The organism is bacterium (assembly GCA_030654305.1).
In the GTDB taxonomy this organism is placed as follows: domain Bacteria; phylum Krumholzibacteriota; class Krumholzibacteriia; order LZORAL124-64-63; family LZORAL124-64-63; genus PNOJ01.
In genome coordinates this window covers 1-10,644 of the sequence record JAURXS010000311.1, presented here as the reverse complement: position 1 = coordinate 10,644, position 10,644 = coordinate 1, and the positions used below count along the sequence as shown (strand labels likewise).

At 72.4% G+C, this 10,644-nt stretch carries 10 protein-coding genes; 2 read left to right on the top strand and 8 right to left on the bottom strand.

Annotated features, from left to right (window positions below; translation table 11 throughout):
* The 5 genes from Q7W29_08955 to Q7W29_08935 all read right to left on the bottom strand — a co-directional run.
* A partial coding sequence (locus Q7W29_08955) for a PAS domain S-box protein (protein ID MDO9171945.1) occupies positions 1–1,437 on the bottom strand: 1,437 nt, incomplete at its 3' end.
* A gap of 184 nt (positions 1,438–1,621) precedes the next feature.
* A complete protein-coding gene (locus Q7W29_08950) occupies positions 1,622–2,194 on the bottom strand; it encodes a DUF5668 domain-containing protein (protein MDO9171944.1) in 573 nt (190 codons plus the stop codon).
* A 42-nt stretch (positions 2,195–2,236) separates the two neighbouring features.
* Positions 2,237–3,127, bottom strand: coding sequence for a zf-HC2 domain-containing protein (locus Q7W29_08945; protein ID MDO9171943.1), 891 nt, complete (start codon positions 3,125–3,127; stop codon positions 2,237–2,239).
* On the bottom strand, positions 3,124–3,696 hold the full coding sequence (locus tag Q7W29_08940; protein ID MDO9171942.1) for a sigma-70 family RNA polymerase sigma factor: 573 nt from the start codon (positions 3,694–3,696) through the stop codon (positions 3,124–3,126). The genes Q7W29_08945 and Q7W29_08940 overlap by 4 nt, the downstream gene beginning before the upstream one ends.
* Before the next feature lie 127 nt (positions 3,697–3,823).
* On the bottom strand, positions 3,824–4,336 hold the full coding sequence (locus Q7W29_08935; GenBank protein ID MDO9171941.1) for a universal stress protein: 513 nt from the start codon (positions 4,334–4,336) through the stop codon (positions 3,824–3,826).
* Between the two features lie 209 nt (positions 4,337–4,545).
* Here Q7W29_08935 and Q7W29_08930 point away from each other — a divergent pair, with 209 nt between their 5' ends.
* A complete protein-coding gene (locus Q7W29_08930; protein MDO9171940.1) occupies positions 4,546–5,502 on the top strand; it encodes a hypothetical protein in 957 nt (318 codons plus the stop codon).
* A 20-nt stretch (positions 5,503–5,522) separates the two neighbouring features.
* Here the strand turns inward: Q7W29_08930 and Q7W29_08925 are convergent, their stop codons facing one another.
* Entirely contained in the window at positions 5,523–7,385 is a 1,863-nt protein-coding gene (locus Q7W29_08925) for a S8 family serine peptidase (GenBank protein ID MDO9171939.1), read from the bottom strand.
* Positions 7,386–7,543: 158 nt separating this feature from the next.
* Between Q7W29_08925 and Q7W29_08920 the strand changes: the two genes are divergently transcribed.
* The gene (locus tag Q7W29_08920) at positions 7,544–8,122 is read left to right on the top strand and encodes a manganese efflux pump MntP family protein (GenBank protein MDO9171938.1); all 579 of its coding nucleotides are present in this window, start codon (positions 7,544–7,546) and stop codon (positions 8,120–8,122) included.
* 17 nt (positions 8,123–8,139) lie between these two features.
* Here the strand turns inward: Q7W29_08920 and Q7W29_08915 are convergent, their stop codons facing one another.
* Together Q7W29_08915 and Q7W29_08910 are read right to left on the bottom strand one after the other, a co-directional pair.
* Positions 8,140–9,744, bottom strand: coding sequence for a DUF3369 domain-containing protein (locus tag Q7W29_08915; GenBank protein MDO9171937.1), 1,605 nt, complete (start codon positions 9,742–9,744; stop codon positions 8,140–8,142).
* Positions 9,728–10,644, bottom strand: a 917-nt coding sequence (locus Q7W29_08910) for a HAMP domain-containing sensor histidine kinase (GenBank protein ID MDO9171936.1), incomplete at its 5' end; no start/stop codon positions are given. The genes Q7W29_08915 and Q7W29_08910, both read right to left, overlap by 17 nt.

The following is a 10,644-nucleotide window of genomic DNA, read 5'->3' as shown; positions in this document are numbered from 1 at the left end:
CCCCACGCCCAGCGGCGTGTTGATCTCGTGGGCCAGGCCGGCGACCAGCCCGCCGAGCGCCGCCATCTTCTCCGAGGCGATGAGCTGCTCCTGGGCCTCCTCCAGGTCCCTGGTCCGTGCCGCCACCCGGCGCTCGAGATCCTCGTTCAGCTCCCGGATCGTCCGCTCCGCTTCGACCCGGTCGGTGATGTCGGTGATGAACCCTTCCAAGAACCTGGTCCCGCCGCTCTCGCCCGCGACGCCGACCCCCTGCTCCCAGACCCACTTGACCGCGCCGTCGGCGGTGATGATGCGGTATTCGTGCGCGTACGCCCGGCCCGCATCCACGGCGGCCTGGATGGCTTCCCGGACCTTCTCGATGTCGTCGGGGTGAATGATGTCCAGGGCGGTCACGGGGTGCTCCCCGAAGTACTGCTCGGGCCGATAGCCCGTCAGGGCGAGGGAGCCGCCGCTGACGAACTCCAACGACATGTCGCGGTCGTACCGGCAGCGGAAGGCCAGGCCGGGCAGGTTCCCCAGCAGCGTCGACAACTGGCGGCGGCTTTCCTGCAGGTCGCGGTCCGCGCGCCGGCTGTCCGTGACGTCCCGGTAGACCACGACGGTCCCGGTGACGCCCGGCACGTCGGGCAGGTCCGTGTAGGCGCCGTCGAGGTGCAGCCAGGATCCGTCCACTCGCCGGGCCCGCACGTTCTCGAGGCGGACCGTGCGGCCTGGTTGCCGGCGGGCTTCCGCCAGGATCCGGTCCACCGACGGCCGGTCCTGCTCGTGCACCAGCAGACCGCTGCGCCGCCCGAGCAGCTCGCGCTCCCCGCCGCCCAGGGTCTTCGCGGCGGCCGGGCTCACGTAGGTTGTGACGCCGTCGCGGTCCAGCACGAACACGAGGTCGGAGGTGTTCTCGGTGAGCGCCCGGAAGCGCGCGTTGGTGTCGGCGAGGCGATCCTCGGCGAGCTTCGCTTCGGTCCGGTCCGAGACGAAGAGGCAGCCGTAGAACCGGCCGTCGTGGGACACGCGGTTGCCGACCAAGCGCACCGGGAAGGCGGCGCCTCCGGCCCGCCGCCACGCCATGTCGCCGGCGAAGCTGCCCTGGGTGGCCAGGGATTGCCAGATCCGGAGCCAGGCCGAACGCGAACCGGCGAAGACGTCGGCCAGCTGGGTGTCGCGCAGATCCTCGGCGTCGCCGAGCAGGCGCGCCGCCGTGCGGTTGTGGTCCATGATGCTGCCGTCGGCGCGCACCCAGAAGATGGCGTAGGCGGCGTTGCCCATCGACTCGCGCGCCAGCTCGAGCTCGCGCTTGGTGCGCAGGAGCTCTTCCCGCTCCGGGCGCAGGTCCCGCGCGTGCGGACCGCGCAGGCGCGACAGCGCCCGGCCCAGGACGGCCGCGAACCGCGGTGCGCGGCCCGGGATCGGCGGCTGGTCGGTAGCTGGTCGGCGGATCATGGCTCTCCGTGGTCGGGCACGAACGATTTTCACCAACGATCGTGGGGAGGCGACCTCCCAGGACCGAAGCCTTCGTCCGTGTCATCGACCGCAGGAGACGCGCCTATAGCCCGAATCGGCGCGGGAACGCCGCAGGCGCCCCTGCCCGGCGGCGGGGGCGCCTGCGGTGGCGATTCCCGTGCTGTCAGTCCCGGCGCGGGGTCCTGTCCCGGCGCGAGCGGACGACCAGCCAGCCGCCGGCGGCGATCAGGCCGACGGGCCACCAGTCCTTCAGCCACTCGAGCTCCACGTCCAGGACCGTGTTGAGCAGGGCCACCACGCCGATGGCCAGCAGGACCATGCCGCCGAAGAGCATGCCGCCGGCGTCGGGCAGGGCGAAGTCGGCGGGCACGCCGCCGGCGTAGCCGGCCTCGATCGCCTGGTTGAAGATCGTGGCCCGGCGGCCGGAGTCCACCAGCTGGTAGAAGTAGAAGAAGGCCAGGAAGATCCCGAACAGCGGCTCGATGCCGTCGGCGGCGCCGGAGGCCAGCGCCGTGATCAGCGAGGCGAAGATCACGACCGTGGTCACGGCCTGCCGGAAGTAGCCCAGGTACACGTAGCCGAGACCGGGCATCAGCACCGACAGGATGACCGCGAAGGGTGCGGACTTCAGGGGCAGGTCGCGCCGCGTGTAGACGGGCGGGACCGGCGGCGGCGGCGGGGCGTGGGGCGAGTCCGGGGTGAAGGCCGGCTGCCGGGTGTCGTGTGTCTGATCCATGGTTCTCTCCTTGGCTCGCGTTGCATCCGTCCACGTACAGAATCAGTCGCCGGCGTCGGGCTCCCCGCCGCGCCAGTCGCGCCATAGCTGCGTCAGGTCCCCGCCCACGGCCCGCAGGCGCGCCGCGGCCGCGTCGAGATCGCCGTGCAGGAGGGCCGCGCCCGCCTCCCGGCCGTGACGCAGGAGGTCGGCCCGGTCCGGCGCGGTGCGGTTGCGGCGCTCGGTCACGTCCTGCTGCACGGCGCCGATCCCCGCACCCGCGACGCCGGTCAGCTCGCCGGCGGTGTCGATCATCCAGGCGGGGCTGGCCTGGACCGCGGCCAGGGCCCGGGCCGGGGCGCGCCGCGCCGGGGAGAGCGGCGTCCCGAACAGCAGGACCAGGACCACCGTGGCGGCGAACGCGACTTCCCAGGGGAACTGGGGCCGGGCCGCCTGGCCCTGCCACCACGCGCCGAGACGATCCGACAGGCGGGGCAGCGCGCCGCCGCGCTTGCGCGCCCGCGTGGCCGACGTCGCCCGCAGGACGTCGTAGGTGAACGCCAGGTCCAGCTCGGGTTCGGCGAGGTCCCGCACGGTCGCCAGGGCGACGTCCAGAGCCCGGGCCAGGTCGGCGCACGGCGGGCAATGTTCGAGATGCCCCAGCAGCAGGAGGGTCTCGTCCGCGGAGAGCCCGCCGTCCGGCCGCGCGCCCAGCAGCGCCTCCGCCCTGCCGCAGGCGGGGCCCGAAGTCACGGCGATCACGCTGTCGGCCAGCCGCGGGGCCTCTTCCTCGACGGCCAGGGCGGGCAGGTCCGCAGAGACCAGGCGCAGCAGGTCCCGGCAACGGTCGCAGGCGGCCGCGTGGGACCGGAAGAAGGTTTCGTCGCGCCCTTCGAGCGCACCGTCGAGGTACGCGTCCAGGAGGGCTTCCCATGCCGTGCAGCGCGTGTTCATGCCGTCGCCTCCGCGCCCGCGGGCCCCATCAGGTCCTGCACGGCCTTGGCCAGTTCCAGCCGCGCCCGGCTGGAGCGCGACTTCACCGTGCCCAGGGGCAGGTTCAGCAAGCGGGCGATCTCCTCCAGGGCGAGGCCCTGCATGTCCTTCAGCAGGATGATCTCGCGGTTGATCTCGCTCAGGGAGTGCAGCGCCGTCTCGACCACGCGGCGGCGGGCCTGGCGCTCCATCTCCTCGTCGGGCGCCTCGTCCGGCGCGACCAGCCGCAGCGCCTCCTCGGCCGGGATGTCCCGGGCCGGGGGCCGCGCCTTGCGGCGGCGCAGGTGGTCGATGCAGGCGTTGCGGGAGATGCGCACCAGCCAGGGCAGGAACCGGTCGGCGTCCTTGCAGCCGTCGAGGTTGCGGTAGATCCGCACGAAGATGTCCTGGGAGAGGTCGCGGGCCTCGTCGCGGTCGCGGACGTAGGTCATGGCGATCCCGAAGACGCGGGACTGGGTCTGCCGGACCAGCATCTCCCAGGCGAGTTCGTCGCCGGCTCGGCAGCTTTCCAGCAGGTTGGCCAGTTCCATCGTCCCTCTCCCTCGTCGCCGCGCCGGAGCGGCACCGTCGGCGGCCCCGTGCGGGTCACCTGACCACAGAGACGCACGGCCGCTGCCGCGGGTTCGCCGCTCTTGGCAAATTCTCGCGGATGGCCGCTCAGGCCCGCTCGGACAGCCGGTCGGGCTCGTCGCCGTCGACCGCGGCGTCGCGGGGCGCCCGGATCGTCAGCACGGGGCAGGCGGCGCCGCGGAACACCGTTTCGGCCACGGAACCGAACAGCAGCCGCCGCCAGCCGGTCCGGCCGTGCGTGGCGATGATGATGGCGTCGGCCTCCAGATCGGCCGCCGCCGCCAGGATCTCGTGCGCGGGGTCCCCCCGCCGCACGAGCAGGTGCAGGTCCACCGCTGACGGGATGCGATCGCGGGCCGCTTCGGCGATCATCGTCTGGGCCCCGCGCAGCATCTCGCCGCCGAGGTCGGACGACGGCACGGCCGGACCGCCCACGCCGGCGGCCTCGGCCGGGGTCGCGATGATCGGCACGGGCGCCACGACGTGCAGCCAGTTCAGTTCGGCCCGGAAGTACTGGGCGAACTCGATCGCGGCATTCAGCGCGGCGTAGGAAGGTTCGCTGAAGTCCGTGGGGCAGAGGATGCGCTTCAACGGCAACATGGGACACTCCTCTCGCTCGGACCGCAGTTCGGACGGGAACGGTCGGAGCCTACCATATCCGCCGCCACGAGGCACGGGACGAGTCCGGGCGGGGCCGGAGGCCGCAGTACCGCCGGCGGCGGTTCCGTGTTAGCTTGTGGACCGGGACTGGCACGCGAACTGCAACACCCGCCGCCGGCGTGCCGATAGGGCCACCGGAAAGGTAACCCGTGACCCACCGACGCTTGCGTACCCTGTTGTCGGCCCTGGCGCTCCCGCTGCTGGGCGTCGTCGGCTGCGGCGGCGGCGGGGACGGCGGGCCCGTGGCGGACCGGGCCCACGTCGCGGCCACGGTCCTGGTGGACCCCGCCGCGGCCCGGCTGCACGACGCCTTCCCCGACTGGACCCAGGACGACCGCCTGGTCATCTTCAACGGCCCCCCCGGCGGCAACGTGTGGCGCGTGGAAGCCACGGGCGGCTCGCCGGTGGCCCTGACCGACACCCTAAACACGTCCTGGACCGCCGGCGCCTACAAGCCGGGATGCCTGGCCGAGGGCCGCGTCGCCTTCTACCAGGTGCGGGGGACCGGCGGCGACCGGGCCATGCACATCATGGCCGTCGACACGGCGGCGGTGGCCGGCGTCCCGGCGCCCACGACGCTGCGGCGCTTCACCGGCACCGCGGTGGGCCTGTCGGGGAACCAGACCTCCGAGCCGCAGACGCTGTCCTTCTCCCGCTATTCGCGCCGTCTCGTCGGCCTCTGGCGCACACCCTGGCTGATGGAATGGGGCTACGAGGAACTCACCGAACCGGTCGTGAGCCGCAGCCCCGTCCTCCTGCGCGAAGCCACGGACGTCCGCATCTCGCGCGACGGGCTGCTCGTGGCGTTCGTCGACGCCGAGAAGCGGGTTTCGTGGATGGAGTACGAGAACGACGACGACACGGGAGTCACGGTCATCGGCGAGGGCGTGTCGCCGAGCTGGAGCGGCGACGGCGCCGTCATCGGCTACCTCGACAACGACGGCGACTACGTCGTGTACGCGTTGGAGACCGCCGTCGCGACGGTCTACGAAGCCTCCACGCTCCAGCTGAGCCGGCCGGTCCTCTCCTGGGCCGGCGACCGCATCGCCTACCTGGCCAGGAACAACGAGAAGGTGGGGCTCGCCGTCGGCACGCTCGTGCCCTGACGACGCGGCTCCCCGGCGACTCAACGCGGCAGCAGCCCCACCGAAGCCTTCGGGTTCATCAGCAGGTAGCTCCCTTTCGCGTCCGCGCCGCGCCCAATCAGGTCGACGACCTCCACGGGGGACAGCCGCGGGTCGAGGGCCAACAGCTTGGCGGCCAGGTTGCAGGCCTGGGGCGCCGCCATCGACGTGCCGGACATGCGCATCCGCCGGCCGCCCGGCACGTAGCTCGGCACCTCGAAGCCGTTGGCGTAGACCCGGACGTTGCGGCCGGAACTGGTGAAGCTCGTGGGCTCCCCGGCCTGGTCGACCGCGCCGACGACCAGCAGGTTGGGCAGCGTGAACGAGGCCGGGATGTTCACGTCGAAGGCCACGTCGTTGTCGTCGTTGCCCGCGGCGCAGACGAACAGGATCCCCGGCGAGCCCGTGATCGCCTCCCGCAGCCCCTGCTCGAGGATGCCCAGCAGCTTGGTCGCCTCGCGCGAACGCTCCTCGGCCGAGGCCCCCCAGCCGTTGGCCTCGAGGATGCCCTCGATCTCCTTCAGCCCCCAGCCCCAGCTCATGTTGACGACGCGCACGCCGCGGTCGCGGAAGTAGGCCGCCGTGCGGCCGTACGACGCGGCGTGGCGCCGGGCCATCTCCTCAGTCAGCAGCCGCGGCACGGAATGCCAGTCGAAGGAGATGCGCGCCGCGAGCAGGCGGGCGTAGGGGTTGCCGCGCACGGCGATGCCGGCGACGTGCGTCCCGTGGGCGTGGAGGCCGCACAGGCCGAGATCCTCGAGGAAACCCTGCACCTGCGGCGGCTCGAGCTCGGCGAGGTGCGTCTTGAGCGCCGAGGCCTCCTCCGAGTCGAGGCCCGACTGGACGTCCATGTAGCCCTTCATGTGGTCCATGGCGGCGCCCAGGCGCGGGGCCGCGTCGCCGAGCGGGTAGAGCAGCTCGGCGCTGTCGCGGCCGTCGTAGTCGAAGGCGATGCCGTGGACGTCGTCGACGAACCCGTTGCCGTCGTTGTCGAGCCCGTCGGGCCGCTCGCCGGGGTTCGTCGTGAAGACGTCCGCGAACACCGAGACGTCCACGCCGGCGTCCCAGATCGCGACGGTCACCGGCGCCAGGCCGAGGCCGTCTTCGAGCCGCGCCTCGCGCTCCTCCCAGATGTCCCGCTTGACGGTCTCACGGGCGGCGATGAGGTCGCCGTAGACCTCCAGCAGCGACTCCTTCAGGGGCAGCGCGAAGCGCAGGGCGTAGCCGAGGTTGACCACCTGGGCGGCCAGCTCCGAGCCCAGCGCGCCCGAGGCGGCGACCACGGGGTCGAACTGGGCCTGGACCATGCCCAACACCAGGTTCTCGCTGAGGAGCTCGGTGCGGCCCCTCTGCTGGACGATGCGGTCGCGCACCAGGTCCCAGGGCAGCGCCGCGACCTGTTCGCGCAGCCGGCTGCGGAAGGCGGCCTGGTAAGTGGCGCCGGTGTCCCCGTCGGTGTCGCGGCGGGCGCGCACCATCGCCACGGCCGTCAGGCCCGAGGTGAGGCGGGAGGCCTCCTTGTCCTCGAGCGCGCGGACCGCCTCGACCAGGGCGAGGACGCGGGCGTCGTCGCGCGCCATCAGCGCCAGCGTCAGCTGGACGCCGTACATGCGCTGCAGCGTGGCGGGATCGGCGATGTCGTAGGCCTCGAGGTCGGCGACGACGTCCGCGCCCACCTTCGCGGCGAAGGCGTCGAACGCCGCGTCGTCGCGCAGCAGCGCGGACACGGTCCCGGTCACCTCGTAGGTGTGGCGGGGCAGGTCGTCGAGGGTCCGGACCGGGAGCTTCGCGGCGACGGCCGCCGTCGCGACCAGGGCCAGCAACGTGATCGCGGCCGCGGCGCGGCGGCACAACAGCATCGTCATGGCGGTCTTCCTCCTGGGGGATGGGTCGCCGTCCACTCTACGCGATCGCCCCCCGGGAGGGAACCGGGGAAGCGGCGAGAATCGGGGCTTGGCGCGGCGGCGGGCGGCGCCCATCATGGGGGCGGCGCGTCGCGGTAGGCGCCGCCGCAGGAGGTCCCGTGCCGGCCTGGAAAGTGATCCTGATCGCCGTCGGTCTCGCCATGGACGCCTTCGCCGTGAGCGTCGGCGCCGGCACGTCCGGCCGCGCCCCCGGGCGGCGCGCCGCCTTCCGGCTGGCGTTCCATTTCGGGCTGTTCCAGGCGCTGATGCCGGTCCTGGGCTGGTGGCTGGGGACGCGCGTGGCCGCCGGCCTGGCGCCGGTGGACCACTGGCTCGCCTTCGGCCTGCTCGCCTTCATCGGCGCGCGGATGGTGCGCGGCGGGCTCGCTCCCGGCGATGCGCCCCGCGGCGGCGACCCCTCGCGGGGCGCGTCGCTGCTGATGCTGAGCCTGGCGACGAGCATCGACGCCTTCGCCGTGGGGTTGAGCCTGGCCATGCTGCAGGTGAGGATCTGGGAGCCGGCGGCGGTGATCGGCTTGGTGACGGCCCTGATGACCTGGTTCGGTCACCGCGCGGGCAGCCGCCTGCGCGGCGCCCTGGGACGCGGGCACGAACTGGGCGGACGGCTGGAGGTCGCCGGAGGGGTCCTGCTGATCCTGGTCGGCCTGAACATCCTGGTCGGGCACCTGCGCGCCTGAAGGCGCGACGGCGCGACCTAGACGGCCAGCAGCTCTTCGACGGCTTCGTCCGTTGCCGTGGGCGCCCCGACGGCGCCGCACTCGGACGTGAACTCGTCCAGGTGAGCCAGGAAGAGCCCCACCAGCCGCGGGTCGAAGTGGCGGCCGCTGTCCTGCTTCAGGATCTCCACGCACTTCTCGAGCGGGAAGGCGGGCTTGTAGGCGCGCTCGTGCCGCAGCGCGTCGAACACGTCCACCAGCCCGACGATGCGCCCGAAGATGTCGATCTCCTCGCCGCGCAGGCCGCGCGGGTAGCCCGTGCCGTCCCACTTCTCGTGGTGCTGCAGCGCGACCAGCGCCGCCGTCTGGAAGACCTCGCGGTTCGACCCCGCCAGGATCTGGTGGCCCAGCTCGGCGTGGGTCATCATCAGGCTCCGCTCCTCGTCGGTCAGCCGTCCCGGCTTGTTGAGCACGGCGTCGGGGATCGCGATCTTGCCCACGTCGTGCAGGGGGGCCGCCATCTGGAGCAGCTGCGCCCGCTCCTCGTCGAGCCCCGCCAGGCGCGCCAGGCGGTACGATTGCCGCGCCACGCGCTTGACGTGGTGGGCGGTCTCCTGCGAGCGGCTCTCGACGACCTCGCCGAGGGTGTGGATCATCTCGCGCTGGGTCTCGACGACCTCGAGGTTCAGGTGCAGGTTCTGCAGCGCCACGCGCACGTTGGCCGCGTAGGAGCGCATCAGGCTCCGGGCCAGCTCCGGCAACGGGGAGCTCGACTCGAGGTAGATGTAGCCGTAGGTCTCCTGGGCGGCGGCGAAGAGCCCCGCGTACCAGTCGTCGCCGAAGACGTCGGCCTCGCCGCCGCGGCTGGTGCGCAACCGCGCGTGCAGTTCTTCGCGGCACGCTTCGGAGACGAAGCGCCCCTGCAGGCCTTCGTAGGCGCCCACCCCCTCCAGGATCACGCAGCGCCGGTCGAAGCGCACGGTCGTGAGGCCGGAGACGGCGACGTCCTCGCCGCAGCTGGCGCCGAGGATCTCGGCGAAGTGCCGCAGGGCGCCCCGCCGGAACCCCAGCGGCTCGGCGTGCTCGAAGAGCCGCCCCGACAGGCGGCTGATCATCTCGAAGCCGACCCGGTGCTGCTCGATGGTGCGCACGTCGCGGTAGGCGCGCAGGGCGGCCGTGACGGCGGTGAAGAGCTTCTGGGCCGTCAGCTCGGTCTTGGCCTTGTAGTCGTTGATGTCGTAGGAGGAGACGACCTCCTGCTCGGGGGCCTGCCCGGGCTGCCCCGTCCGCAGGATGATGCGCACGAAGCGGTTGCCCAGGTCCTCGCGGATCTGCCGGACGGCCTGCAGGCCCGCGTCGTCCCGCTCCATCACCACGTCGAGCAGGACCAGGGCGGTGTCCGGGTGCTCGCGCATCCGCTCCACCGTCTCGCGGCCGGAATAGGCGCTGACGAACGACAGGCTGCGGCCCTCGAAGGTGAAGCCCGAGAGCACCAGGCGCGTGAGGGCGTGCACCTCCTCGTCGTCGTCGGCGATCAGCAGTTTCCAGCCCGGGACCGGCGCGTCCGGCGGCCCGGCGGGATCTTCGGCGGCGAAAATCACCTCGTCGAGATCCAGCGGGATCCCGTCATTCTGCGTCGTCATCGCGACTCCCGTTGTTCACCGGAAACGTGATCGTGAAGGTCGTGCCGCGGCCGGGGCTGCTCTCGCAGGCGATCCTGCCGCCGAGGGTCTGCGTCACCGCGGTGTACACCACGTGCATGCCCAGGCCGCTGCCGCCCTGGCTGCGCTTCGTGGTGAAGAAGGGCTCGTAGAGCTTGCTCCTCACCTCGGGGGTCATGCCGACGCCGTCGTCGCGGTAGACGAGGCGGATCTCGTCGCCGACCCGCTCCGCCGCGATCCCGATCGCGCCCCGCTCCACGCCGTCGAACCCGTGGTTCAGCGAGTTCATGACCAGGTTGGTGATCGTGTGCGACAGCGCGCCGGGGTAGCTGTCGACCATCACGTCCGGGGCGCAGGCGACCGCGACCTCGTACGGGGTCTTCTTCAGCACCGGCCTCAGGCTCAGCAGGGTCTCGTCGAGGTAGGCCTTCAGGTCGAATTCGCGGCGCCCCTCGCCGGACTGGTCGACGGCGACGCCCTTGAAGCCCTGGATGAGCAGGGCGGCGCGGTCGAGGTTGCCGCGGATCATCCGCAACGACTCGTCGGCCTCGGCGAGGAAACCGTCGAGGTCGGCCTTCTTCATGGCCGAGCGGTCGTAGAGGCCGCGCAGGGCGGCGAACCGCTCTTGGAAGTGCGAGGCGGCCGTCAGGCCGATGCCCACCGGCGTGTTGATCTCGTGGGCTACGCCGGCGACCATGCGTCCGAGCGCCGCCATCTTCTCGTTCTCCAGCAGCTGGCCCTGCTGGTCGCGGATCAGGGACAGGTTCTGCTTGTGCTGGGTGATGTCGCAGGCGATGCCCTCGACCGAGAGCAAGCGGCCCCGGTCGTCGCAGACCGGGACTTCGAGGATCTCGAAGGTGCGCGCGGTCCCGTCGCGGTGCC

What these genes read in the sequence shown, in the direction of transcription:
- Q7W29_08950 (MDO9171944.1), bottom strand. Translation starts at nt 2,194, where the DNA reads ATGGATCAGACACACGACACCCGGCAGCCGGCCTTCACCCCGGACTCG.
- Q7W29_08945 (MDO9171943.1), bottom strand. Translation starts at nt 3,127, where the DNA reads ATGAACACGCGCTGCACGGCATGGGAAGCCCTCCTGGACGCGTACCTC.
- Q7W29_08940 (MDO9171942.1), bottom strand. Translation starts at nt 3,696, where the DNA reads ATGGAACTGGCCAACCTGCTGGAAAGCTGCCGAGCCGGCGACGAACTC.
- Q7W29_08935 (MDO9171941.1), bottom strand. Translation starts at nt 4,336, where the DNA reads ATGTTGCCGTTGAAGCGCATCCTCTGCCCCACGGACTTCAGCGAACCT.
- Q7W29_08925 (MDO9171939.1), bottom strand. Translation starts at nt 7,385, where the DNA reads ATGACGATGCTGTTGTGCCGCCGCGCCGCGGCCGCGATCACGTTGCTG.
- Q7W29_08915 (MDO9171937.1), bottom strand. Translation starts at nt 9,744, where the DNA reads ATGACGACGCAGAATGACGGGATCCCGCTGGATCTCGACGAGGTGATT.